Raw genomic sequence first — 24,852 nt, 5'->3', positions numbered from 1 at the left:
AATGAACTGACCTGAACTGGAGCAGCAGAATGCGCATACTTCTTGTCGAGGATGATCCCACAACGTCGAAAAGCATCGAACTGATGCTGACACATGCCAACCTGAACGTCTATGCGACGGATCTGGGCGAGGAAGGGATCGATCTGGCGAAACTGTATGACTATGATCTGATCCTTCTGGATCTGAATCTGCCGGACATGAACGGTCATGAAGTGCTTCGCCAGCTGCGCATAGCACGGGTCGAAACGCCGATCCTGATCCTGTCGGGGGCGGATGATACCGAAAGCAAGATCAAGGGCTTCGGGTTCGGGGCTGACGACTATCTGACGAAACCATTCCACCGCGAAGAACTGGTGGCCAGGATCCACGCAATCATCCGACGGTCGAAGGGGCATTCGCAATCGATCATCCGCACCGGCAAGATCGCGGTGAACCTGGATGCCAAGACCGTCGAGGTGGACGGGCAGGCCGTGCATCTGACCGGAAAGGAATACCAGATGCTGGAACTGCTCAGCCTGCGCAAGGGCACGACCCTGACCAAGGAGATGTTCCTCAACCACCTCTATGGCGGGATGGACGAGCCGGAACTGAAGATCATCGACGTCTTCATCTGCAAGCTGCGCAAGAAGCTGAGCAATGCCACCGGCGGCGACAATTATATTGAGACGGTCTGGGGGCGGGGATACGTGCTGCGCGACCCCCAGAAGGACGGCATCGAAGAAAACCGCCTGGCCGTCGGCGCCTGATCGGCCTCGAACACGCCGCCGGAGGTCCAGGGCGGCAATTCCACTCACGGCTCGGCACGTCTGGACCTGGCCATGGCCTCGCCCTATCACTGGTGCCAACCAGACATGACAGGGCGAGGCCATGAGCAATCCGATTCCCGTGCAAGACCTGACCGAAGACCAGGCCAAGGAAGAGCTGGCGCGACTGGCGTCCGAGCTGACGCGTGCCAACGAGTTGTATCATGGTCAGGACGCGCCCGAGATTTCCGACGCGGAATATGATGCGCTGAAGCGCCGAAACCAGGAAATCGAGGCGCGGTTTCCGCATCTGAAACGACCGGACAGCCCGAGCGAACAGGTCGGCGCCCGCCCGTCGGACGGGTTCGAAAAGGTACGTCACGCGGTTCGAATGATGTCGTTGGGCAACGCGTTTGACGATGCGGATGTGCGGGATTTCGTTCGCTCGGTCCAGAAATACCTTGGGCTTCCAGAAGACAACGTGCCTGAATTCACTGCCGAGCCGAAGATTGACGGGTTGTCCCTGTCCCTGCGTTATGAAGACGGCACGTTGGTTCAGGCCGCGACCCGCGGCGACGGCGAGGTTGGCGAGAACGTCACCGCCAACGCCATGACTGTCCGCGACATTCCGAAAACTCTCACCGGCGCGCCCGAGATCCTTGAGGTCCGAGGCGAGGTCTACATGTCGCACGAGGATTTTGCCCTGCTGAATCAAAGGCAAGCCGAAACCGGGGGCAAGCTGTTTGCCAACCCCCGAAACGCGGCGGCGGGTTCGCTGCGCCAGTTGGACCCGGAAGTCACCCGGTCGCGCCCGCTGCGGTTCTTCGCCTATGCCTGGGGCGAGCTGTCCGAACCCTTGGGCCGCACCCAGGTCGATGGCCTGTCCCGGCTGGCCGCCTTGGGGTTTGCCACCAACGAATTGACGCAACTGTGTCGCACGGTCGATGAGATGCTGGCCCACTACAGCGCGATCGAAGAACAGCGCGCGACACTGGGCTATGACATCGATGGCGTCGTCTACAAGGTGAACGACCTGGCGCTGCAGGCGCGGTTGGGCTTTCGCTCGACAACGCCGCGTTGGGCGATCGCGCACAAGTTTCCCGCCGAAACGGCCTGGACCCGGCTCGAGGCGATCGACATTCAGGTCGGCCGAACCGGCGCGCTCAGCCCGGTTGCGCGCCTGCACCCGGTGACCGTGGGGGGCGTGGTCGTATCGAATGCCACGCTGCACAATGAAGACTATATCGCCGGACGTGACGCCAAGGGCAATGTGATCCGCGATGGCAAGGATATCCGCGTCGGCGACTGGGTGCAGGTCTATCGTGCCGGCGACGTGATTCCAAAGATCGCCGATGTCGATCTGAGCAAACGCCCCGACTGGGCCGCGCCGTTCGAGTTTCCGACCAAGTGCCCCGAATGCGGCAGCGACGCCATCCGAGAGGAGGGCGACGCAGTGCGCCGCTGTACGGGTGGGGTCATCTGCCCGGCGCAGGCCGTTGAAAAGCTGAAACATTTCGTGTCGCGCAAGGCTTTCGACATCGAAGGCTTGGGCGCCAAGCAGATCGAGATGTTCTATGACGACCCCGACCTGCCGGTGAAAACTCCGGTGGATATCTTCACGCTGCAGCAACGTGACGCGAAGAACCTGAACAAACTGGCCAACCGCAAGGGCTGGGGCCGGCAGAGCGTCGCCAAATTGTGGGCCGCGATCGACGAAAAGCGCACCGTTCCGCTGGCTCGGCTGTTGTTCGCGCTGGGAACACGCCATGTGGGCGAGGCGGCGTCGAACCTTCTGGCCAACCACTATGGCTCGTGGGAGGCGTTTGAGAATGCGATGACCGCCGCAGGCGATTTTGAAGGCCCCGAATGGCAGGAACTGCTGAATATCGACGGCGTGGGTGAGGTGATGGCCCGCACCCTGGTGTCGACATTCGCGCAAGAGGCCGAGCGGAAAACCATCGACGACCTGGTGGCGCAGTTGAACGTGCTGGATGCAGTCCGGCCCGATACCAGCAACAGCCCGGTGGCGGGAAAGACCATCGTGTTTACCGGGACGCTCGAGAAGATGACCCGGGCCGAGGCCAAGGCCCGGGCCGAGGCATTGGGGGCCAAGGTGTCCGGCTCGGTCAGCAAGAAAACCGATATCGTGGTCGCCGGTCCGGGGGCCGGATCCAAGGCTAAAAAGGCGGCCGAATTGGGGATCAAGGTCCTGGACGAAGATGAATGGCTGCACCTGATCGGGGACGCATGAGCGGGCGTCCGGAACAGCTGTACCCCCTGTTTGCGGGGCTCGAGACGCTGGATGGCGTCGGCCCCAAGACGGCCCGTCTGCTGGGCCAGATGGGGCTCGAGACGCCGCGCGACCTGCTGTTCGCCTTGCCTTACGCGGTGATCGACCGGCGCAGACGCGACACGATCCGCGGCGTTGACCTGCCGGCGACCCTGACCGTCGAAGTGACCGTGGGTGCCCATAGGCCTCCTCGCAACCGGGGCGGCGCCTATCGGGTGTTCGTGCAGGACAGCCAGTGCGATTTCCAGCTTGTGTTCTTTCATGCGCGCGGCGACTACCTGAAGAAAATCCTGCCGGAAGGGTCGCGGCGGGTGATTTCGGGCAAGCTGGAACTGTTCGACGGTACGGCCCAGATGGTTCACCCCGATCATGTGGTCCCGGTTGATCAGGCCGGGTCGATCCCGGAATTCGAGCCGGTCTATCACCTGACCCAGGGGGTGACGCAGAAAACGGCCTTCAAGGCGGCGCAAAGCGCGCTGGCCCGGGTGCCGGATCTGGCGGAATGGTCGGATCCGGCGCTGGTTCAGCGGCAGGGGTGGCCGTCCTGGCCTGACGCGATCCGCGCCGCTCACAGACCGCGCGGTGCCGATGACGTCGCCCCATTCGCGCCTGCGCGCGAGCGTCTGGCCTATGATGAACTGTTCGCGCATCAACTGACCCTGGCGCTGGCCCGACAGCGCGAGCGCAAGTCGCGCGGGATCGTAAGCGTCGGCACCGGCGCTTTGCAGTCCAAGGTGTTGAAAAAACTTCCCTATCAACCGACGCAGGCACAACAGCGCGCAATCCGCGAGATCGCCGCCGACATGGGCTCGGACGCGCGGATGAACCGGTTGCTTCAGGGCGATGTCGGCGCGGGCAAGACGTTGGTGGCTTTCATGGCCTTGTTGATCGCGGTTGAGGCTGGCGGTCAGGGCGTGATGATGGCGCCGACCGAGATCCTGGCCCGTCAGCACCTGGAAGGGCTGCGCCCGCTGGCCGAAGATGCCGGTGTGGTGCTGGAAATCCTGACCGGGCGCGACAAAGGCGCCGAGCGGCGCGCGAAACTGGCGGCCTTGCAGGCCGGGGAGATCCAGATTCTGGTCGGAACACACGCGGTGTTCCAAAGCGATGTCGCGTTCAAGGATCTGCGGCTGGCCATCGTGGACGAACAGCACCGGTTCGGGGTGCGCCAGCGGATGGAGCTGGCGGAAAAGGGCAGGGGCGCCGACGTTCTGGTGATGACCGCCACGCCGATCCCCCGCAGCCTGGCGCTGGCGCAATATGGCGACATGGACGTGTCGGTGCTTGATGAAAAGCCGCCCGGGCGCAAACCGGTCAAGACCGCGATCGTCAGCACGCAGCGCATGAACGAGGTGGTGGACCATCTGCGGCGTGCGATCGGCGAGGGGCGGCAATGCTATTGGGTCTGTCCCCTGGTGGATGAATCCGAGGTTTCGGATCTGACAGCCGCCGAGGAGCGGTTCAAACATCTGCGGGCGCAATTGGGCGAAGGCGTGGTCGGGTTGGTGCATGGCCAGATGCCTCCGTCCGAGAAAGACGCGGCCATGGCGGCCTTTCAGGCGGGGCAGACCAAAGTTCTGGTTGCCACGACGGTGATCGAAGTCGGCGTGAACGTGCCCAATGCCACGATCATGGTCATCGAACGCGCCGAGATTTTTGGCCTGGCGCAGCTGCATCAATTGCGCGGGCGGGTCGGGCGCGGCGAGGGGGCCTCGACATGCCTGTTGATGTATCAACCCCCGCTGAGCGAGGGCGGGCGCAGGCGGCTGGAAGTGCTGCGCGAAACCGAGGACGGATTCCGCATCGCGCAGACCGATCTTGAAATGCGCGGAGCGGGCGACCTGATCGGGACGGCGCAGTCCGGCTTGCCGCGGTTCCAGATCGCCGACCTAGAGAGGCAGGCCGGATTGATGGAGATCGCGCAAACGGATGCGCGTGCGTTGCTGTCCGCCGACCCCAAGCTGACCTCCGAGCGCGGCAAGGCGGCGCGCGTTCTTCTGTGGCTGATGAAACGGGATCAGGCGATCCGTTTGATTTCAGTAGGTTAGGCAAAATCCCCCAGTAAGTTCACAAATGTTCTCAAAAAGTTCTTTACCGACTCGGGGAAATATGAGAACAAAAGGTCAACAAAAGATTAAGGCCCGACCGGAGGAGACGCCATGCTGAGCCAGATCAAGACCGCAATCAGCCGTTCGCAGAGCACGCTGCTGCAGGATGCAGCCGGCGCGGCGTCCTTGATCGTGATGCTGATGGTGGCGCTGCATCTGCCTGTCGGGTTCTGACCCTTTCTGCCTGCGATCTCGTGCCGATAGCGCCGCGCTGTCATCCCCATCTCAGTCAAGGGTGACCTGCCTGTCCCAAACCCCTTGAAGGGGCCGTGCCTCGGCCCCGCGCGGAAACCGGACCCCACACGAGACACGCATGACTGCCGCCGCCCTTTCGCCCGGAAGGAGCGGCGGTTTTTTTTTACAATTGTCCCGTCTTGATGATTTCCAGCAGCGCCGACAGAACCGAGTTGGCCGCGACCGAGGCCAGGATCATGCCCATCACGCGGCTGATGATGGCCGCGCCCGAATGGCCGATCAGGCGGATGATCGGCTCGGCCAGCAGCATCAGCACAAAGGCGGCGGCCAGCACCGCCAGCATGACCAGCGCGGTGATGCCCTGATCGACCAGGCTGTAGCGGTGGTTGTCGGTGAGGATGACGATGGCAAGCATCGCTCCGGGCGAGGCCAGAGACGGAACTGCCAGCGGGAAGATGGCGGGGTTGTGCTGGTGCATCTGGTCCTGCCGGTCTTCCTCGGCCACGCGTTGGTCAAGCTCGGGCTTGCTTTCGCCAAAGATCATCGACAGGGCGAACAGAAACAGGATGATCCCGCCGGCCACCTGGAATGAGTGCAGGCCGATATCCAGCGCCTCGATCAGCAATTGCCCGAACACCAGAAAGAAAAGCAGCACGCCCGCGCTGACAAGTATCGCTTGCAGGGCGGTCCGTCTGCGGGCGGCAGCCTCGATGCCGGCGGTCACGGCGATGAAAACCGGAATGGTGCCGATCGGGTCGATGACGACCCACAACGTCACGAAATGTTCGAGCAGACTATTCATTGAAATCTCCGGCAAATATGCTCGGAGGTTACATGCAACGTGCTGAAAACTCCATGTTCAGGCGCAATTGGCCTGTTCGGCCTGCGCCATGGCCTCGGCCGTGGCGTCCAGCGCCAGCATGATCGAGGCGTGGCGGTTCTTGTAGTCGCGCGCGGGCATCAGCACCTCGAGCCCGTCGAAAGGCGCGTCGGGGGCGGGGCCGTTCTGCTTGAGCATGGCCGCAAGCTGGTCGCGTGCCTGCTCGATCTGATCGCGCGTCGCACCGATCACGGCGCCTCCGACCACCGAGGCCGCGGCCTGCCCAAGCGCACAGGCTTTCACATCCTGACCGAACTCGGAAATCCGGCCGTCCTTCACCTTGACGTCCACCGCAATGGTCGACCCGCAGAGCGGTGAGCGTTTCTTGACGGTCGCATCCGGGCTTTTCAGGCGCTGCAGATGCGGGATGTCGGCGGCCAGTTCGAGAATCCGGCCGGAATAAAGCTTGATCAGATCGGTTTCGCCGGACATGGGTTCCCCTCGCAGCCTGTTCCCCATACATAGTGGCCATGTTCTGGGATGCAAAAGGTTTTTGCCATGTCGCGCGCCGTCTCGTTTGACCCGTCAACGCTGAAATTCAACGAAGCGGGGCTGATCCCCGCCATCGCCCAGCAGCACGACACCGGAGAGGTGCTGATGATGGCGTGGATGAATGCCGAGGCCGTGCGCAAGACGCTGGACACCGGGCGCGTGACCTATTGGTCGCGCTCGCGCCAGGCGTTCTGGATCAAGGGCGAAAGCTCGGGCCATGTGCAAAAGCTGGTCGATCTGCGGGTGGATTGCGACCGCGACTGCCTGCTGGTTCTGGTCGATCAGACCGGCCCGGCCTGTCACACAAATCGGCGCAGCTGCTTCTACACCGCCGTCCGCGATGGCGATGAGGTCGAATTGATGTCGCCGTTGGCCTGACGGCCGCGCCTCACAACCCGACCATTTCGCGGATGTCCTGCGGTGAGGCGCCTTCTTCGCGATATTTCGCGATTGCGCGGGCGTCGTCGCGTTTGGCCAGCCGCTTGCCCGCGTCATCGCGGATCAGGCGGTGATGGTGATAGATCGGCGTCGGCAGTTCCAGCAGACGTTGCAGCACCACGTGGATGCAGGTGGCCTCGAACAGATCCTGCCCGCGCACCACATGGGTGATCTGCTGCGCGGCATCGTCCAGAACCACCGACAGGTGATACGAGGTGCCCATTCCGCGCCGGGACAGAACCACGTCACCGACGCCACGGCGCAGATGGTCGGCCGAGATGGTTATCGTTCCGGTCTCTCCAGCGGGGCCGTGGCCGTCCTCGATGAAGGCCAGCGGTAAATCGGTTTTGTTGACAGACGGTTGAGGGGCGGAATTGATCTGATGTAGCGCCTCGGACATGTTCAGGCGCAAGGGCAGGTCGGTGGGTCGCGGCTGGCGCGCGGACTTGGGGGTCCAGCCTGCGCGGCATGTTCCGGGATAGACGATCCCGTCCGGGCCCAGCATCGGCTGGCCTTCCTGCGGCGCGCTGGCGGCTGCGGCGATGTCACGGCGGTTGCAGGTGCAGGGATACAGCAGTCCACGCGCCCACAACGCGTCCAACGCGCGTTGATACACGTCCAAACGGTCCGATTGACGCATGACCGGTTCGGGCCAGCTGACGCCCAGCCAGGTCAGATCGTCCTTCAGTTGCGCCTCCCAATGCGGACGGGCGCGGCTCTGGTCGATGTCCTCGACCCTCAGCAGGAATGTCCCGGCCCGGGCGCGGGCCATGTCATGCGCCAGCAGCGCGGAATAGGCGTGCCCCAGATGCAGCGGGCCGGTTGGAGATGGGGCGAAACGGGTGATGAATGTCACAGTATTTCAACGATATAAACGTCGGACTTCAGGTCTAGTCCCGGCAGATGAGGCCCGTGTTCGCGAAACAGCAGCCGCGCGGCGCCGATGTCCAGCCATTCGCTCAGGCGCGCGGTATAGGCGGGATCCTGCAGGGTGTGGTCATTGAACGAAAAGGCCAGCAGTCCCCCTTTGGGCAAAGCCTTCATCAACATGTCGAAGGTATCGGGCGGCTCGGCGCCGGCACCGATCACACCGATTGCGGTGATGGCGCGGTAGGCGCCGGGGTGCACAGGGCTGGGGTCGGTGATCTCGAAGGGGGTCAGGCTGCGATACACGCCTTTGGCCTCGGCACCCTCCAACATGCGCGGGGTCGGGTCCATACCGTCGATCACGCGAAATCCGGCCTTGTGCAGCGCCACGCCCGACAGACCCGTGCCGCAGCCGTAATCCAGAATGGGTTCCTGCGGGTGTGGGAACCTGTCCCACAGCGCCTCGGCCACGCGGCCCGGCGTGGCATAGCCGTGTTCGGCCACTTCATCCTCGTAGGACGCGGCCCATTTCTGATAATGCGCCTGCGTTTCCTGGGGCGAGTTAAGGCCATAGGTCTTGTCGAGATATTTCTTGCTCATGCGCTCAGTCTAGGCGGGCGCGGCGTCCTGCGTCCAGTCGGCCTGGGCCAGCCACGCCTGCCATGCGGCCTTGGCGCGGTCGGTATAGGCCTTGTAGCGGTCCTTGCGGCCGCGCCGTCCGCCTTTCAACCCGTCGACCGGCCGGAACAGGCCGAAATTGACGTTCATCGGCTGAAAGGTCTTGGCCTCGGCCCCGCCGGTGATGTGATGGATCAGCGCGCCCATGGCGCTGTCCTGCGGGACCGGGGGCAGGGGGTGGCCCAGAATCTCGGCCGCCGCCAGACGTCCGGCCAGCAACCCCATCGCGGCGCTTTCGACATAGCCCTCGACCCCTGTGATCTGTCCGGCGAACCGGATGTTGGGCCTGGATTTCAGCCGCATCTGCGCGTCCAGCAAGGTGGGCGAGTTGATGAAGGTGTTGCGGTGGATGCCGCCCAGCCGAGCAAAGCTGGCATTCTCGAGCCCCGGAATCATCCGGAACACCTCGGTCTGCGCGCCGTATTTCATCTTGGTCTGGAAGCCGACGATGTTGAACAGCGTGCCCAGGGCGTTGTCGCGGCGCAGTTGAACCACCGCATAGGGTTTGACGTCCGGCTGGTGCGGATTGGTCAGGCCAACCGGTTTCATCGGCCCGTGGCGCAGGGTCTCGCGGCCCCGTTCGGCCATCACCTCGATCGGCAGGCAGCCGTCGAAATAGCCGGCGGTTTCACCTTCGTGGAACTCGGTCTTGTCGGCGGCCAGCAGCGCGTCGATGAAGGCCTCGTACTGGTCGCGGTCCATCGGGCAGTTCAGATAGGCGGTGCGTTCTTCCTCGGTCTCGCCCTTGTCATAGCGCGACTGCATCCACGCCTTGCTCATGTCGATCGTGTCGGCATAGACGATCGGGGCGATCGCGTCGAAAAAGGCCAGCGCCTCGGCGCCGGTCTCGCGCTGGATTGCCTGACCCAGGGCGGGCGAGGTCAGAGGGCCGGTGGCAAAGATCCAGTGGCCCTGGTCCGGCAGTTCGGTCACCTCTTCATGGCTGACGCTGACCCTGGGGTGCGCTTTCAGGCGCGCGGTGACGGTTTCGGCAAAGGGCTCGCGGTCGACGGCCAGGGCGCCGCCGGCGGGCAGGCGGTGGGCATCGGCGCTGGCCATGATCAGCCCGTTGGCCGCGCGCATCTCCCAATGCAGCAGGCCGACGGCGTTCTGCTCGTCATCGTCCGACCGGAACGAGTTCGAACACACCATCTCGGCCAGGTTGCCGGTCTGATGCGCAAAGGTGCCGGTTTGCGGGCGCATTTCGTGGATCACGACGTCCACGCCCATCTCGGCGGCCTGCCACGCGGCCTCGGATCCGGCCATGCCGCCGCCCACGATATGCAATTTCTGTGTCATGCGCGTTCACATAAGCCACGCAGGCCGGTTGCGCAACGGTCAGCCGCAGACACACGCACAGCGGCGTCAAGCTATTGAAGGTAAGGGTAAATCTTGGGGTCGCCGCTGCGGGAATCTTAGCGCCAGTGAGAGAGACCGGCTGGAGGGACCTTCCGCCCACGGCGACCCAAAAGAATGTCAGAGCCTCGGCTCTGACTCAGCTTAGCCACAGAGTTGCCCTTTTGGGAAGTGCAAAAATGCGAACAGTCGAGAATTTTGCTGATCACCTTTGCGTCATTGCGTCCAATTGGGCGGACGTTTTTCGATGAAGGCGGAAATTCCTTCCTCGGTGTCGCGGTGCATCATATTCTGTGCCATTACCTCTCCGGTATAGGCATAGGCCTGTTCCAGCGGCATCTGGATCTGCTCATAGAACGCCTGTTTGCCGATCTTGACGGCAGCCCCCAGTTTCGAGGCCAGCTTTTCCGCCAGCGCCCATGTTTCCTGTCGCAGATCGGTTTCGGGGACGGCGCGATTGATCAGGCCCAGCTCGGCGGCGCGGTGGGCCGGGATGAAGTCGCCGGTGGTGAGCATTTCAAAGGCCTGCTTGCGCGGGATGTTGCGGCTGAGCGCGACCATCGGCGTCGAGCAGAACAGGCCGATATTCACGCCGTTCACGCCGAACCGGGTGCTGTCCGCCGCGATGGCCAGATCGCAGGTTGCCACCAGCTGGCATCCTGCTGCGGTGGCGATCCCGTGGACCTGCGCGATCACCGGCTGGGGCAGCGACTGGATCGACATCATCATCCGCGCGCAACGGTTGAACAGGTCGGTGAAATAGGCTTTGCCGCCGTCCTCGGCCTGACGGCCCGCCGTCATCTGTTTCAGGTCGTGGCCGGCGCAGAACGCCTTGCCCGCGCCCGACAGGATCACCGCGCGGATGGACCGGTCATCGCGCAGGGCGTCCAGTTCGGTCTGCAGCGCGGCCAGCATCTCGTCGCTCAGGGCGTTCAGCCGCTCGGGCGCGTTCAGTGTCAGATGAGCGATCGCCCCGGTGTCGTTACGTTCCAAAATTGCCATCTTGCCCTCCCGCTGGCTGTCGGGCCAACTCTAGGTCGGCAAATCGAGGAGGGGAAGCATGTCATTGGCCTTGAACAAGGAAGAACTGTCGCAGTATCTGGCGCAGGTCTTTCCGCAGGTGCATCAGGATTTCGTGGTCGAAGACCTGACCGAGGACACGATCACCATGCGCCTGGTCGTCGAGGACCGGCACCTGCGCCCGGGCGGCACGGTCTCAGGGCCTTCGATGTTCGCCCTGGCCGATGTGTGCGTCTATTCGATGGTGCTGGCGCGAAAGGGCCGGCAATCGCTGGCGGTGACCACCAACAGTTCGATGGATTTCCTGCGCAAGCCCGAAGGTGGCACCGATCTGATCGCGCATTGCCGGTTGCTCAAGCTGGGGCGGTCGCTGGCCGTGGGGGACGTGCTGATGTATTCGGACGGGGCCGAGGCCCCCTGCGCCCGGGCCAGCATGACCTACTCGCTGCCCCCCGAAGGCTCGGCTGCGGCGGCGTTTGGATGAAAAAAGGCCGGGGACTGACCCCGGCCCAGGAAGAGGTCCCGCGAACGGGACTGGGGATGCGTCATCCGATCCAGAAATGGCGCCGGCTTTCGCGGTCCGCCTCGCGGCGGGTCAGCCCGACATCGCGCAGCAGGCGATCATCCAGCTTGCCCAGATTGATGCGGCTGCGGCGCCGGCGTTCCCATGTGGTGACAGTCGCCGCAAACCGTACGGCCAATGCGGCGACCAACGGCAGCCGCGGGCTGTCGTTCAGCAGCAGAAGGGCGGAGGTGTGCATTGCGCGTGTCATCTGGGTATCCTTTCAAAATTGTATTGACACAAAACTTTAATGCTCGGTACATTGACGTGGTACACTTGGGATTGCGATGAAGGCAAAGGAAGAATTGTAATGGATACAATTTGGCCGCAGGCGTTGCCGAAGTCTAAGGGGCCCAAATATACGCTTGTGGCGGACACGATCCGAAGAGCCATAGAAAACAACACGCTAAAGGTCGGAGCGAAACTGCCTCCGGTGCGCGAACTGGCCTATCGGCTGAAGATCACCCCTGGTACGGTGGCGCGGGCCTATTCGATCCTGACCGAGGAAGGGTTGCTGAGCGCCGAGGTTGGACGTGGTACATTCGTGGCGCCGCCCAGGACACCTCTGCTGGATGACGTATGGTCGCGGCAGTTGCATTTGCGCGATGACAAATACGACGCCAATGTCAGCCTGTTCAGCCCCCGTCTGCCGGATGTGGGGCAGGTGGCGCTGATCCGGTCCTGTCTGGCCCGGGTGGCGCAGAGCGATCCGGCCCTGTTCATGAACTATCCCACCCGCGACGCCTACCAGGGCGTGCGGCAGGCGGTGGTCGACTGGCTTTCCGATCTGCCGCTTGGTGCTTTGAACGCCGACGACGTCGTGTTGACCCATGGCGGCCAAAGCGGGTTGTGCGTTGTGTTTCAGACCGTATTGCGCGGGCCGAAACCCGTGGTTCTGGTCGAGGACCTGTCCTATGCCGGGTTCCGCCGCGCCGGCGAGCTGATGCGGGCGGAAGTCATCGGGGTGAAGATGGATGAATGGGGCATCGACCCCGATGCGCTGGATCATGTCCTGCGCCAGACTCCGGCGCAGGCGATCTGCGTCTCGCCCGAGGTGCAGAACCCGACCGGCGGGCACACGCCGCTGGAGCGGCGTCAGGAAGTGGTCGAGATCGCCCGACGGCACGACCTGCAGATCATCGAGGACGATTGCTATCGCATGGGCGAGGCGCGCGCGCCCAGCTATCGGGCGCTGGCTCCCGAGCGGGGCTGGCATGTCTCGTCCATTTCCAAGACCCTGACGCCGGCCCTGCGTGTGGGTTTCGCCATCGCTCCGCGGGACCGCAGCAGTGATCTGCGCCGGTCGGCGGAATACGGCTATTTCGGCCTTGCCCAGCCTTTGGCCGAACTGACCCGTCTGCTGCTGACCGATCCCGCGGCCCGTCGGCTGGCGCGGGATGTGCGGGAGAAGATGGGAGAGTATGTGCGCGTCGCAGTGAATGCCTTGGGCGGGTTCGATTTGAACTGGGATCCGGAAATTCCCTTTGTCTGGCTGTACCTTCCCTCAGGCTGGCGCGCCGCTGCTTTCAGTCGCGCGGCCGAACGCGAGGGAATTCAGATTCGATCCGCCGACGAATTCGCCCTGCGGGACGGGCGCGCCCCCAACGCGGTACGCATCGCGATGAACGGACACGTCTCTCTGCGGAAATTCGAAGAAGCCATGTTGCGCCTGCGCACACTGCTGGACAATCCGCCCGAGCAGATCAGCGTCTGAAAATGGGGTAAAATGCTACCTATTTCGTAACGGTATGAAAACAAACATGAAAAACTGTGTGGCGTCGCTTGACCTGAAGTTTCCTTGCGTCTAGATACCCATCCATCGAATTCGGGCCGCCTCGGCAGGGGCGGACTTTCACATCAAACAGGATTGTCCTGACATGAAAACCTTCTCTGCAACTCCTGCAGACATCGACAAGAAGTGGATCCTGATCGACGCCGAGGGCGTTGTTTTGGGCCGTCTTGCCTCGATCGTCGCCATGCGTCTGCGTGGCAAGCACAAGCCGTCGTTCACTCCGAACATGGACATGGGCGACAACGTCATCGTCATCAACGCCGACAAGGTGCAGATGACCGGCAAGAAGCGTGACGAAAAGTTCTATTGGCACACCGGCCATCCGGGTGGCATTAAGTCGCGCACCAAGCAGCAGATCCTGGAAGGCGCGCACCCCGAGCGCGTGGTCTATCAGGCCGTCAAGCGCATGCTGCCGGGCAACCGTCTGTCGCGCAAGCAGATGACCAACCTGCGCATCTACGCCGGTGCCGAGCACCCGCACGAAGCCCAGGCCCCCGAAGTTCTGGATGTCAAATCCATGAACAAGAAAAACACCCGGAGCTAATGACCGATGGCTGATCAGATCAATACTCTCGAAGAGCTGAGCGCCGTCGCAGGCGTTGAAACCGTGGCCGAAGAAACCGTCGTGCGCGAGCCCGTGCGTGACGAACTGGGTCGCTCTTATGCAACCGGCAAGCGTAAAGACGCTGTTGCCCGCGTCTGGATCAAGCCGGGTTCCGGCAAGGTCACCGTGAATGGCAAAGACCAGGACGTGTATTTTGCACGCCCCGTTCTGCAGCTGATCCTGCGCCAGCCGTTCCAGGTTGCCGGTGTCGAAGGTGAATTCGACGTTGTGGCAACCGTCAAGGGCGGTGGCCTGACCGGTCAGGCCGGTGCGGTCAAGCACGGCATCTCGAAAGCGCTGCAGCTGTACGATCCCAGCCTGCGCGGAGCGCTGAAGGCCGCCGGCTTCCTGACCCGCGACAGCCGCGTCGTGGAACGCAAGAAATACGGCAAGCGCAAAGCCCGCCGTTCGTTCCAGTTCTCGAAGCGTTAATCGCGGCCGAGGGCACAAAATGCAAAGGGCTCGCATCCGCGAGCCCTTTTTTCTTGGTCGGAAGTTCGTGTTATTCCTCGTGCACTTTCTTCCACGCCCCGTTTTCCACCACGCTGACATAGACGGTATCGGCGCCCTGATGGTCATCGGGGCCAAAGGTCATGTGGTTGCCCACCAGATCATCCTGATAGTCCAGTGACTCCATCGCCGCGATAAAGCTTTCATGGGTCAGGTCGGGGCCGGCGGCCTCCAGCGCCTTGACCATCATTTCGGCGGCGGCATAGCCCAGCATCGAAAAGCCCACCGGGTCTTCGCCGGTGGCCGCCTTGTATTCCTCGATGAAGGCCTTGGGGGCGGGTTCATCCGCGCGGGCCCACAGGTCCTGCCACGAGGCGGCGGCGTAGAAACCGTCGGTCACGCCACCCGGCACCTGTGCCACCACGGTCAGGAAACTGGCCGAGGTGCCCAGGAACTTCATGTCGGTCAGGCCCATCTTTTTGGCGGTGCCGACCACGGTGATGGCCTGCCGTACGCCCAGGGCGATGGTGACGATGTCGCAGCCTTCTTCCTTCAGTTTGCTCAACGAGCCTACGAAATCTGTTTCGTCAGGTTTGTGAGTGGTTTCCGCGGCAAAGGTAATGCCGGCTTCCTTGGCGCCTTCCTGGCTGCCTTCCAGGATTTCCTTGCCGAAATCGGTGGGCAGATACATCGTGCAGACCTTGTCGCCACCGAATTCCTGCGCCAAGTATTTCACGCCCACGCGCGCCTGGTCAAAGTAGCTGGAAAACGAAGTGAACTTGTTCTTCATCGGTTCCTGCAGCATCTGCCGCGCGGCCGACAGGGGGGCGACGTTGGGAATGCCCTTCGGGTCCAGCAACTTGAACCCGGCCAGATTCATCGGCGTGCCCAGCGATTGCAACATCGCAAACACTTTGTCGCGGTTCAGCAGCTTGTTGTAGCCCTGCATCGCGCGCGGCATCTGGTAACCGTTGTCCTCGACCACATAGCGGATCTTGCGGCCATGCACGCCGCCATTGGCGTTGACCCGGTCGAACACCACGTTCGCGCCCTTGGTGGCCGGAACCCCGACGGCGGCAAAAATGCCGCTGAGGTCATTGACCGAGCCGATGACGATTTCGTCATCGGTCACGCCTTGCGTATCGGCCCAGCCCACCGAGGCCATTGCGGACAGGGCGGTTGCTGCCGCCAGCCGTCTGATTGCTTTGGTCATGTGTCTTCCTCCCTTGGGATTGATCCCTGTTCTATTTGTACATGTCTTCAATGAGATGCGCGTGTTTCTTTTCCACCAGGCCGCGTTTCAGTTTCATCGTCGCGGTCAGTTCGTCATCTTCGGCGGTCAAAAGCACGTCGATCAGACGGAAATCCTTGATCTGCTCGACGCGCGCGAATTCCTTGTTCACGGCCGCAACCTCGGCACCGATCAGTTCGCGCACCTCGGCTGCAGCGCAGAGCGAGGCGAAGTTCGAGAACGGCACCTTGCGGTCCTGCGCGAACTTCTCGACGTTTTCCTGATCGATCATGATCAGCGCGGTCAGATACTTGCGGCGGTCGCCGATGATCACCGCGTCCGAGATGTAGTGCGAGAACTTCAACCGGCTTTCGATTTCGGCCGGGGTGATGTTCTTGCCGCCGGCGGTGATGATGATGTCCTTGAGGCGGCCGGTGATGGTGACATAGCCGTCCTCGTCCACATGCCCCATGTCGCCGGTGCGCAGCCAGCCATCGGCGGTGAAGGTCTCGGCGGTCTTGGCATTGTTGCGCCAATAGCCCTGGAACACGTTCAGGCCGCGAATCTGGATTTCGCCCTCGTCCGAGATGCGCAGGTCGATCCCCGGTGCGGGCTTGCCGATGGTGCCGATGCGGTTGGCCTCGGGCGTGTTCAGCGTGGCGATGCCCGAGGTCTCGGTCATGCCGAAGCCCTCGACCAGCGGCACGCCGATGGCCCAGTACCATTTCAGCAGCTCGGGCGAGATCGGGGCCGCACCGGACCCGCCGCGCCGCAGCCGGTCCATGCCCAGCATCCGGCGCAGGTTGCGCAGCACCAGCCGGTCCCACAGCCAGAAATTCGCGGCCACCGCCGGTGGCACCGGTTTGCCCTGCAGACTGTATTCGGCCCGTTTCATCCCGGCCTTCAGCGCCATGCCAAAGGCGGCGCGCCCGGCCGGGGTGGCCTCTTGCGCCATGATCAGCACTTGCGAATAGATCTTCTCCCACACGCGCGGGACGGCGGTGAAGGTCGAGGGCGACACTTCCTGCAGGTTGGCAAAGACCGTCTCGGGGCTTTCGGCGAAGTTCACCGTGCATTTCGAGGCCAGCGGGAAATAGATCGACACGTCGCGTTCAAGGATATGACACAGCGGCAGAAAGCAAAGCTGCTCATCCGTCTCCAGCGCGGGCAGGCAGCGTGCGCCGCATTCGATCGCGGCCATGATGTTTTCGTTGCTCAGCATCGCGCCCTTGGGCATGCCGGTGGTGCCCGAGGTATAGATCAGCAGCGCCGTGTCCTGCGGCGTGGTCAGCGCGATTTCCGCCTCGAAGCGGCCCGGTTCTTCGCGCTCGGCCTCCCGGCCGAGGGCGTAAAGATCCTCGATCATCATGCAGCGGGGATGGGCCAGGTCGTGCAGGCCTTCGTCCTCGAGGATGATGACCTTCAACAGGCCGGGCACCTCGTCTTCGATGTCCAGGAATTTGTCCAGCTGCTCTTCGTCCTCGACGATCAGAAAGCGGCTGTCGCTGTCATTGACCAGATACTTCAACTGGCTGGCGGAATCGGTGGTGTAGACGCCCGAGGCGATGCCGCCGACGCATTGGATACCCAGATCGAACCACGCCCATTCCTTGCGGTCCTCGGACAGGATCGAGACGACCTCGCCGCGCTGCAGCCCCAGCTTGCGCAGCGCCAGCCCGATCCACTTGGCGTGCTGCCAATAGTCGGCCCAGGAATAGGATTTCCAGATGCCCAGATCCTTTTCCCGATGCGCGGTGCGGTCGCCCAAGGCGGCACAGCGTTTCTGGAACAGCTCGGGGATGGTGACGCAGCCATCGACCCGCACGGGGCGCTGGCCGGGGGTTGCGTTGAACTGGACGCCGTTGATGGTGGTCTGCGGGGGCAGGGTGGTCATGTTCATCCGGCTCACCTCCACGTCTTCTTGCGTTTCCAGCGGCGGTTTTCCCGCGCGCCTTCCTCCTGCACGCCCAGATAGAAGTTCTGGATGTCCTCGGACCGCATCAGCACGTCGGCGGGGCCGTCCATCACGATGCGCCCGACCTCCATGACATAACCATGATCGGCCAGTTCCAGCGCGGCGTTGGCGTTCTGCTCGACCAGAATCATGGTCATTTTCTGTTCGTCGTTCAAACGTCTGAGGATGCCAAAGATCTCTTGCACCAGCAGCGGCGACAGGCCCAGAGAGGGTTCGTCCAGCAGCATGATGCGCGGATTGGCCATCAGGCCGCGGCCGATGGCCAGCATCTGCTGCTGCCCGCCCGACAGGGTGCCGGCCTCTTGATTGCGGCGTTCCTTCAGGACCGGGAAGTAGGAAAACACCATCTCGCGGTCGCGCTCGATCTGGGCCTTGTCATGCAGGGTATAGGCCCCCAGGCTGAGGTTCTCGTTCACCGTCAGCAGCGGGAAAACTTCGCGCCCCTCGGGCACATGCACGATGCCCTTCTGGACGATCTTGTGCGGCTCCAGCCCCTGAATTTCCTCGCCGTCGAAGGTGATCGTTCCCTTTTCCGGGTCCATCACGCCCGAGACGGTCTTCATCAGCGTCGTCTTGCCCGCCCCGTTGGCGCCCAGGATCGAGACGATCTGGCCCGGATGCACGTCCAGCGACACGCCGCGGATCGCCATGATCGGGCCATAGAAGCTTTCGATGTTGCGGATGCTCAGGATCGGTGCGCTCATGAGGCTTTCCCCAGATAGGCTTCGACGACGGCAGGGTGCGATTGCACCTGCGCAGGTGTCCCAAGGGCCAGTTTCGCCCCATCGGCCATGGCCAGCACCCGGTCGGACACGCCCGAGACCAGCCCCATGTCATGTTCGACCATCAGCACCGTGATCCCCATCTGCCGCCGGATGTCGTCGATCCACCAGCGCATGTCGGTTGTTTCCTCGACCGACAGCCCCGAGGCCGGTTCATCCAGCAGCAGCAGCTTGGGGTCGGTGGCCAGCGCACGCGCAACCTCGACCACCTTGCGCACGCCATAGGGCAGGCCGGCGATCATCTTGTCGCGATAGGCCTGCAGATCGAGGAAATCGATGATCTCTTCGACCTTCTCGCGGTTCTCCAGCTCTTGCCGGCGGGCCGAGGGGGTAAAGAACACCTCGGACAGCAGATTGGTCCGCCGGTGGCGGTGCCGCCCGACCAGCAGGTTCTGCAACACGGTGGCATGTTCGAACAGCTCGATGTTCTGGAAGGTGCGCGCGACACCATAGGCGGCCACGCCCGAGGGCTTGACCTGCAGCAGATCGTGCCCGTCGAACCGGATCTGGCCCGCGTATGGGTCGTAGAAACGCGAGATCAGGTTGAACACCGTGGATTTGCCGGCCCCGTTCGGGCCGACGATGGCAAATACCTCGCCTTCCTCGACCGAAAAGGACAGATCGTTCACCGCCGTCAGGCCACCGAATTTCAGGGTGACGTTCTCGAATTCCAGCAGGCTCATCTCAGGCGCTCCGTCTTGAGATAGGATTTCTGCCGCTTGAACATGTCCTTGCGGTAGAAGGGGAACAGCTCGAACCAGGTGCGGATTTTCAGCCAGCGGCCATAGATGCCCATCGGCTCGAACAGGATGAAGCCGATCAGGATCATGCCGAAGATGCCGAACTCCAGCCCCGGAATGGCGACGGTTCCGCCACCGAAAAGGGCGCCCGCGTATTCCTTGGCGATCGACAGGAACTGCGGCAGAAACCCGATGACGATGGCGCCCAGAAACGCGCCGTGGATCGAGCCCAGCCCGCCGATCACGATCATCATCAGCAGCTGGATCGAGATCACCACGCTGAAGGTTTCGTTGTTGAAGGCCCCGGCATAAAGGCCCATCAGCGCCCCCGCCCATCCGGTCACGGCGCAGGACAGGGCAAAGGACACGGTCTTGGTGCGCGCGATGTCGATGCCCATCGCCTGCGCGGACACTTCCGAGTCGCGCACCGCGATGAAGCTGCGCCCCAGCGGCGTGCGCAGAAGGTTGATGTAGCCCAGCGTGACCAGAACCGTGACGGCCAGCACCAGCCAGTAGAACTGCTCGGGCGTGCCCCAGCGATCGACCAGATGGCCGAAAATCTCGACTCCGCCCATGTACTTGCCCGCCACGCCGCCGGTGATCGGCTCGGCCAGAACGATGAGGTCATCCATCAGGATCGACAGGGCCAGGGTGAAGATCGCCAGATAGATGCCGTGCAGCCGCAGGGCAGGGATGGCGACCGTGACCCCGGCGATGCCGGTCAGAATGCCGGCCAGCGGAAAGGCCACCAGAAACGGCACGCCGGACTCGATCAGGATCACGTTGGCATAGCAGCCAAAGGCCAGAAACGCCGCGTGGCCCAGGCTGGCCTGGCCGGTATGCCCGGTCAGGATCATCAGGCCCAGCCCGGCGATGGCCCAGATCAGAACGTTCGTCAGCTCACCCAGATAGAACGCGTCCAGCCACCACGGCGCGGCAAAGACCACCGCCAGCAGGATCAGGTAGAGCGACAATTGGTATCCGTCCTTCCAGGGGCGGATGTCCTGCATGTAGTCGGTTTTGAAAACGATCCTCATGCGCTCAGACCTTCTTGACCCGGACCTGGCTGAACAGGCCGTGCGGACGGAAGATCAGCACCGCCAGCAACAGCGCATAAGGCGCGATCTGGCTGTAGCCCGCCGCGATGTAGCGGCTGGCGAAGGGTTCGATCACACCAACGATCAGACCGCCCGCCAGGGCTCCGGGCAGGCTGCCGAACCCGCCGATGACCGCGGCCGCAAAGGCCTTGATCCCCAGCAGCCCGGTGGTCGGGTCGACCGAGCCCTTGGCGGCGAACAGGATGCCAGCGATCCCGGCCACGACACCCGCCAGACCCCAGATGAACCCCTGCACGCGCTTGACCGGGATGCCCATGTAATAGGCCGCCAGCTGGTTCTGCGAGGCGCCCTGCATCGCCAGCCCCAGCTTGGTCTTGCTGAAGAACACATAGAGCCCCCAGGTCAGCAGCACGGTCACGACGATGACCGCCACGTCCTCCATCCCCAGGACCAGCCCGCCAAAGCGGACCTCCTTGCCGGCCAGCGGGTTTTCCAGCGTCTGCGGCTCGTGCCCCCAGATCAGCCCGGCGACAAAGCGGATCACGAAGCCCAGGGCGATGGTCAGGATGACCACGGCGGTCTGGCTTTCCCCGAACAGGCGGCGGATGATCAGCCGGTCCAGCAGATACCCCAGCGCGCCCATGATCCCCAGCGAGATGGGCAGGGCCAGCCAGAAGGGCAGGCCCATATATTCGGTATTGGTCAGCCCGATGGTGACGAAAGCGCCCAGCATCATGAAATCGCCCTGGGCGAAGTTCACGGCCTCGGTCGCCTTGTAGATCAGCACGAAGCCAAGCGCGATCAGGCCGTAGACACAGCCATTCGCCAGCCCGCTGATCAGCAGCTGTGCGTTGTCCAAATTCTCCTCCCAATCGCCGGTTGGCCCGGCAACTTTTGTGTGTGCCCCGGATCTCCTCCAATCTCCGGGGCGCGTATTCTACTATGGCGTGATGATGACCTTTCCGTCACTCTTTTTCAGCGCATCGGCCAGACCGGATACGATATTTCGCAGCGGCAGGTGCGTGGACACGTCGGTTTTCCAGCGCCCGTCGGCAAACCGGGCCTGCACCTCGGCCACCACGCGCATCTGGTCTTCGGGCGGCGTGGACATCATCCATTGCGTCAGCCAGAAGCCTTCGATCCGTTTGCTCATGAAGATCAACTGCCCCATCTGGGTCAGACGCGGGGCCTCGGTGCTCAGCTTGCCGTAGCTGACCCAGCGCGCGCCGTTGGGCATGGCGCAGAAGATCTGCTCGGACAGCTGGTCGCAGACCGCATCCAGAAACACACGCGGCTTCAGCGTGGCGCTGGCCTGTGCGAATTGCTCTACGACATCGCCGTCGGTGGTCACAAGAACCTCGGCCGCGCCGTGGGATTTCAGCAATTCGACCGCCTCGGCCCGGCGCACCATGGCGATGGGCTTCAGCCCCAGATCGCGCCCCAGCCCGCACATCAACTTGCCCAACTGACTGGTCGCCGCCGAGACGACGAAGGATTCTCCGGCCGATTTGGCGATATCGACCATCGCCATCGCGGTCAGCGGGTTCACGATCTGGGCGGCCCCGTCATCATCCGAGATCTCGGGGCGCAGGGGGATGCACATCTGTGCCTGGGTCAGCGCATATTCGGCCCAGGCGCCCGAACCCGAGGCGACGAAGGCCACACGCTGGCCCATCAGGGCCTCGGCCCCTGTTCCGGTGGCGACCACGTCGCCGCAGCCCTCGAACCCGGCCGGGGCGCCCTTGATGCGCGGCTGACCGTATTCGCCCTTGATGAAGTGAATGTCGGACGGGTTCACCGACGCCGCGCGCAGACGGATCAGAACCTGGTCGGGGCCGGGAACGGGCACCGGGATTTCGACCTCTTCCAGCCAGTCCGAGGCTTGTTCGATCACGGGACCGGTGGCGGTTTTGGCGTATCCGTCGAATTTCTGCACGACGGCGAACATGGTTTTGGGCAGCTCGGTCACTTTGCTCTTCCTCTTGGGTCGTTCCCTGATCCAACGCGGCCCCTCACAGGCGGGTGGATTGCCCGCCCGCTCGGATCAACCAGGGCCACAGCCGTTCAAGGCAGCCTGTAAGGGCCAAGCCAAACAAATGCGGTCATGTCCGTCAATCGACCCGTTCCATTACGTTACGGAAGCCGCTCGGGTGGGTTGGGCATCCCGGGCCAAGCTGCCGGATGGCCCGGGAAAGCCTCATTGGGTCAGAAGGTTGCGCAATTCCTGCAGTTTCAGGGCAGCGGTTTCCGGGGCGGCCTTGATCTCGTCCAGAATGGCGATGACCTTGGTCTGGATGTCCTGGCTCAGTTGGCTGTTGCGCACCTCGTCTACCATCTTGTCATAGTCGAACTGATCCGCGGTCAGCATGCCCTCCTGAACCCAGGTGTTGATCAGCTCGGTCCCCTGGGTTGCCAGAGCGGCCACCTGATCGCTGGCCTGATCGGCAAGATCAGTGGCGGCCTGCCCCGCCTGCTCGGCGGTTTCCGAGGCCTGATCGACGACCGAGGACGCCGCTTCGCTGGCTTGATCCCCGGCTTCCGAAAGGGCTTGCTCTGCGGCTTCGGTCACGGCGGTCGCGGCGTCGCCGATGGCCTCTCCGGCCTGCTGCGCGGCCGATTCAAGTTTCTCGGCCGGAGTGGGTTCGGGTTGATTCAAATACATGTAGGCGCCGACGCCAAGAACGGCGATGACGGCAACAAGGATAAGGCGGGACATCACGGGTCTCCTTTTGGGATGCAGGGTATCGAGATGCGCCCAAACTAGTTGGGTTCAAAGGGGAAAACCCGTGTTTTTCTTCCCCGATCCGCGTTTGAGCCGCCGGGCGCTGATCGGTGCGGATGGGTCGGCAAGATCATGCCGCCGCGGGAATAGGGCACGATGGATTCATCCATGCCGCGTACTGCAATGCGATTTCGGGGCGATGATGGCGGAGAGACAGGCAGCCATGAGGTGATCCTGTGTGATCCGCGTGAAGCCTATAAGGCTAATATAATAAACAATAACTTTCCGGGTTAGCCTCCGAAATGGTCTTGTGAGTTCCGGTGGTTTCCAGCATCAAATGGGGGATAAACTGATGGACCAGAAAGTGGACCTCGCAGACTCATGGCAGCAGGCAAACCCCTGACGGCAACCTTTGTAAAGAACGTAACCAAGCCTGGGAAATACTTCGACAACAGCCGCTACGGCCTGTTTCTGAGAATAGACAAGGATGGCCGCAAATACTGGATTCAGCGGATCGTGATTTCCGGCAAGCGCCGCGAGATCGGCCTTGGCGGCTATCCCCTCGTCACATTGTCGATGGCGCGGGAACAGGCGGCTGAAAACAAGCGCAAGGCGTATCTTGGGGGCGATCCTCTGGCAGAGAAACGCAAAGCCAGGATCGCCACGGACTTTGCCAGCGTCGTGGAAAAGTACCTAGAGGCCAAGCTTGCGGAATTTCGGAGCGAGAAACACAAGAAGCAGTGGCGCGCGACCCTGGACACCTACGCCATTCCGGTGATCGGGCATATGCCGGTGGAAACCATCGACGTCACGGATGTTGTCTCGGTTCTCAAGCCGATCTGGGAAGAGAAGACCGAAACCGCCAGTCGCTTGCGTGGACGCATTGAGAAGGTGTTGTCCTGGGCAACCCTGAACGAGTTGCGCACCGGCGACAATCCGGCGCGCTGGAAGGGCAACTTGTCGGAGGTTTTGCCCAAACCCAGCAAGGTCGCAACCGTGAAGCATCACCCTGCGCTGGCGCAGAGTGACACCGGGCGCCGGTGGGCCGATCTTGCGAGTCGGGACGGCATGTCGATCAAGGCGCTTCAATTTGCGGCGCTCACGGCCTCGCGCTCAGGTGAGATACGCGGCATGACCCGGGATGAAGTGGACTTTGAGGCGGGTCATTGGACCATTCCAGCCGCGCGCATGAAGGCGCGGCGGCAGCATCGCGTTCCGCTGACCCCGACCATGATTGCTTTGCTGAAGGAACTTCCCCGGCTTGAGGGCTCGCCTTATGTGTTTTTTGGAGCCAAGGGCGGCATGCTGTCTGACATGGCCTTGTCGTCCGTCATGCGGAAGATGCATCAGGCCGATCTGGCAAAAGGCGGCCCCGGCTATGTTGACGCCAAGAGCGGCGCGCCCGCTGTCCCGCATGGGCTGCGCTCAACCTTCCGCGATTGGGCCGCAGAAGAAGGCTGTGACCACCACATGGCGGAACTCGCGCTGGCCCATAACGTCGACAGCATAGTCGTGCGCGCCAACCGCCGGACCGATGCCCTGGAGCGCCGCCGCAAGATGATGGTTGCCTGGGAAAAATTCCTGAAAAAAGAATAGTTGAAAAACAGACGCTTAGCATTTCCGTCCCCAAAAAGCGCAATTCATATGAATTCCCGTACCTAAACCCCCAATCCAACAGCCAACCCATTGGGAAATTTACGTTTTGCCCTGCCATCGGGAGCCCGTTGGCAGGTGTTTTTTCCTGTGCTTATTCGAACTTGTCCGTCGTCAGAGTTTTTCGGACAGCGCAAGCAGTTTCGTAACGGAGGCTCTGGTTCGGTTTCTGTCTGAGTTTAGGCGGCAGCGGCTTGATGTTGCAACCGGCGTTTT

At 62.6% G+C, this 24,852-nt stretch carries 25 protein-coding genes; 10 read left to right on the top strand and 15 right to left on the bottom strand.

The window, feature by feature from the left end:
* The first annotated feature begins 29 nt into the window (after window positions 1-29).
* From ctrA to F3H26_RS19835, 4 genes are all read left to right on the top strand, one after another.
* Complete coding sequence (gene ctrA / locus F3H26_RS05940) at window positions 30-746, top strand: response regulator transcription factor CtrA (RefSeq protein ID WP_149775137.1); 717 nt, start codon at window positions 30-32, stop codon at window positions 744-746.
* Between the two features lie 121 nt (window positions 747-867).
* Window positions 868-2,994, top strand: a complete 2,127-nt coding sequence (ligA, locus tag F3H26_RS05935; RefSeq protein ID WP_149775136.1) for an NAD-dependent DNA ligase LigA — start codon at window positions 868-870, stop codon at window positions 2,992-2,994.
* Complete coding sequence (gene recG / locus F3H26_RS05930; RefSeq protein ID WP_149775277.1) at window positions 2,991-5,081, top strand: ATP-dependent DNA helicase RecG; 2,091 nt, start codon at window positions 2,991-2,993, stop codon at window positions 5,079-5,081. The genes ligA and recG overlap by 4 nt, the downstream gene beginning before the upstream one ends.
* Window positions 5,082-5,192: 111 nt before the next feature.
* On the top strand, window positions 5,193-5,315 hold the full coding sequence (locus tag F3H26_RS19835; RefSeq protein WP_262504552.1) for a hypothetical protein: 123 nt from the start codon (window positions 5,193-5,195) through the stop codon (window positions 5,313-5,315).
* A gap of 184 nt (window positions 5,316-5,499) precedes the next feature.
* Here F3H26_RS19835 and F3H26_RS05925 read toward each other — a convergent pair whose 3' ends face one another.
* Both F3H26_RS05925 and F3H26_RS05920 read right to left on the bottom strand, forming a co-directional pair.
* Window positions 5,500-6,138 (bottom strand): MarC family protein, encoded by a 639-nt coding sequence (locus F3H26_RS05925; protein ID WP_149775135.1) that lies wholly within the window; start codon window positions 6,136-6,138, stop codon window positions 5,500-5,502.
* A 57-nt stretch (window positions 6,139-6,195) separates the two neighbouring features.
* Window positions 6,196-6,648 (bottom strand): iron-sulfur cluster assembly scaffold protein, encoded by a 453-nt coding sequence (locus F3H26_RS05920; protein ID WP_149775134.1) that lies wholly within the window; start codon window positions 6,646-6,648, stop codon window positions 6,196-6,198.
* A 48-nt stretch (window positions 6,649-6,696) separates the two neighbouring features.
* Here F3H26_RS05920 and hisI point away from each other — a divergent pair, with 48 nt between their 5' ends.
* Complete coding sequence (gene hisI, locus F3H26_RS05915; RefSeq protein ID WP_149775133.1) at window positions 6,697-7,086, top strand: phosphoribosyl-AMP cyclohydrolase; 390 nt, start codon at window positions 6,697-6,699, stop codon at window positions 7,084-7,086.
* A 10-nt stretch (window positions 7,087-7,096) separates the two neighbouring features.
* Here hisI and gluQRS read toward each other — a convergent pair whose 3' ends face one another.
* The 4 genes from gluQRS to F3H26_RS05895 form a co-directional block, all read right to left on the bottom strand.
* The gene (gluQRS, locus tag F3H26_RS05910) at window positions 7,097-8,002 is read right to left on the bottom strand and encodes a tRNA glutamyl-Q(34) synthetase GluQRS (RefSeq protein ID WP_149775132.1); all 906 of its coding nucleotides are present in this window, start codon (window positions 8,000-8,002) and stop codon (window positions 7,097-7,099) included.
* The gene (locus F3H26_RS05905) at window positions 7,999-8,613 is read right to left on the bottom strand and encodes a class I SAM-dependent DNA methyltransferase (RefSeq protein WP_149775131.1); all 615 of its coding nucleotides are present in this window, start codon (window positions 8,611-8,613) and stop codon (window positions 7,999-8,001) included. Before F3H26_RS05905 ends, gluQRS begins: the two co-directional genes overlap by 4 nt.
* A 9-nt stretch (window positions 8,614-8,622) precedes the next feature.
* Window positions 8,623-9,990, bottom strand: a complete 1,368-nt coding sequence (gene trmFO, locus F3H26_RS05900) for a methylenetetrahydrofolate--tRNA-(uracil(54)-C(5))-methyltransferase (FADH(2)-oxidizing) TrmFO (protein ID WP_149775130.1) — start codon at window positions 9,988-9,990, stop codon at window positions 8,623-8,625.
* Between the two features lie 273 nt (window positions 9,991-10,263).
* The gene (locus tag F3H26_RS05895; protein ID WP_149775129.1) at window positions 10,264-11,049 is read right to left on the bottom strand and encodes an enoyl-CoA hydratase; all 786 of its coding nucleotides are present in this window, start codon (window positions 11,047-11,049) and stop codon (window positions 10,264-10,266) included.
* 58 nt (window positions 11,050-11,107) lie between these two features.
* Between F3H26_RS05895 and F3H26_RS05890 the strand changes: the two genes are divergently transcribed.
* Window positions 11,108-11,551 (top strand): PaaI family thioesterase, encoded by a 444-nt coding sequence (locus tag F3H26_RS05890; RefSeq protein WP_149775128.1) that lies wholly within the window; start codon window positions 11,108-11,110, stop codon window positions 11,549-11,551.
* A 61-nt stretch (window positions 11,552-11,612) separates the two neighbouring features.
* On the opposite strand, the gene F3H26_RS05885 is transcribed toward F3H26_RS05890, so the two are convergent.
* Window positions 11,613-11,840 (bottom strand): DUF1127 domain-containing protein, encoded by a 228-nt coding sequence (locus tag F3H26_RS05885; protein ID WP_188127710.1) that lies wholly within the window; start codon window positions 11,838-11,840, stop codon window positions 11,613-11,615.
* Between the two features lie 99 nt (window positions 11,841-11,939).
* Here F3H26_RS05885 and F3H26_RS05880 point away from each other — a divergent pair, with 99 nt between their 5' ends.
* The 3 genes from F3H26_RS05880 (at window position 11,940) to rpsI (ending at window position 14,457) form a co-directional block, all read left to right on the top strand.
* Window positions 11,940-13,343: an aminotransferase-like domain-containing protein gene (locus F3H26_RS05880; protein ID WP_149775127.1), complete on the top strand. Its 1,404-nt coding sequence runs from the start codon at window positions 11,940-11,942 to the stop codon at window positions 13,341-13,343.
* Window positions 13,344-13,506: 163 nt separating this feature from the next.
* On the top strand, window positions 13,507-13,965 hold the full coding sequence (gene rplM, locus F3H26_RS05875; protein ID WP_149775126.1) for a 50S ribosomal protein L13: 459 nt from the start codon (window positions 13,507-13,509) through the stop codon (window positions 13,963-13,965).
* A gap of 6 nt (window positions 13,966-13,971) precedes the next feature.
* The gene (rpsI, locus tag F3H26_RS05870) at window positions 13,972-14,457 is read left to right on the top strand and encodes a 30S ribosomal protein S9 (RefSeq protein ID WP_149775125.1); all 486 of its coding nucleotides are present in this window, start codon (window positions 13,972-13,974) and stop codon (window positions 14,455-14,457) included.
* Between the two features lie 70 nt (window positions 14,458-14,527).
* Here rpsI and F3H26_RS05865 read toward each other — a convergent pair whose 3' ends face one another.
* The 8 genes from F3H26_RS05865 to F3H26_RS05830 all read right to left on the bottom strand — a co-directional run bounded on the left by F3H26_RS05865 (window position 14,528) and on the right by F3H26_RS05830 (window position 22,977).
* Window positions 14,528-15,688 (bottom strand): ABC transporter substrate-binding protein, encoded by a 1,161-nt coding sequence (locus F3H26_RS05865; RefSeq protein ID WP_149775124.1) that lies wholly within the window; start codon window positions 15,686-15,688, stop codon window positions 14,528-14,530.
* A 31-nt stretch (window positions 15,689-15,719) separates the two neighbouring features.
* A complete protein-coding gene (locus F3H26_RS05860) occupies window positions 15,720-17,606 on the bottom strand; it encodes an AMP-dependent synthetase/ligase (protein WP_149775123.1) in 1,887 nt (628 codons plus the stop codon).
* A gap of 5 nt (window positions 17,607-17,611) precedes the next feature.
* Window positions 17,612-18,385, bottom strand: coding sequence for an ABC transporter ATP-binding protein (locus tag F3H26_RS05855; RefSeq protein ID WP_149775122.1), 774 nt, complete (start codon window positions 18,383-18,385; stop codon window positions 17,612-17,614).
* The gene (locus F3H26_RS05850; RefSeq protein ID WP_149775121.1) at window positions 18,382-19,146 is read right to left on the bottom strand and encodes an ABC transporter ATP-binding protein; all 765 of its coding nucleotides are present in this window, start codon (window positions 19,144-19,146) and stop codon (window positions 18,382-18,384) included. Before F3H26_RS05850 ends, F3H26_RS05855 begins: the two co-directional genes overlap by 4 nt.
* On the bottom strand, window positions 19,143-20,240 hold the full coding sequence (locus F3H26_RS05845) for a branched-chain amino acid ABC transporter permease (RefSeq protein ID WP_149775120.1): 1,098 nt from the start codon (window positions 20,238-20,240) through the stop codon (window positions 19,143-19,145). Before F3H26_RS05845 ends, F3H26_RS05850 begins: the two co-directional genes overlap by 4 nt.
* Before the next feature lie 4 nt (window positions 20,241-20,244).
* On the bottom strand, window positions 20,245-21,120 hold the full coding sequence (locus F3H26_RS05840) for a branched-chain amino acid ABC transporter permease (protein WP_149775119.1): 876 nt from the start codon (window positions 21,118-21,120) through the stop codon (window positions 20,245-20,247).
* A gap of 81 nt (window positions 21,121-21,201) precedes the next feature.
* Complete coding sequence (locus F3H26_RS05835) at window positions 21,202-22,230, bottom strand: zinc-binding dehydrogenase (protein ID WP_149775118.1); 1,029 nt, start codon at window positions 22,228-22,230, stop codon at window positions 21,202-21,204.
* A 228-nt stretch (window positions 22,231-22,458) separates the two neighbouring features.
* Complete coding sequence (locus F3H26_RS05830) at window positions 22,459-22,977, bottom strand: hypothetical protein (RefSeq protein WP_149775117.1); 519 nt, start codon at window positions 22,975-22,977, stop codon at window positions 22,459-22,461.
* A 387-nt stretch (window positions 22,978-23,364) separates the two neighbouring features.
* Between F3H26_RS05830 and F3H26_RS05825 the strand changes: the two genes are divergently transcribed.
* Window positions 23,365-24,579 carry a tyrosine-type recombinase/integrase gene (locus F3H26_RS05825; RefSeq protein ID WP_188127709.1) on the top strand — a complete coding sequence of 405 codons (1,215 nt, stop codon included), beginning with the start codon at window positions 23,365-23,367 and terminating at the stop codon, window positions 24,577-24,579.
* Window positions 24,580-24,852 lie beyond the last annotated feature (273 nt).

The organism is Ruegeria intermedia, assembly GCF_900129345.1.
In the GTDB taxonomy this organism is placed as follows: Bacteria; Pseudomonadota; Alphaproteobacteria; order Rhodobacterales; family Rhodobacteraceae; genus Ruegeria; species Ruegeria intermedia.
Note: the sequence above shows the minus strand (reverse complement) of the source record. Positions and strands in the feature narration are given on the sequence as shown.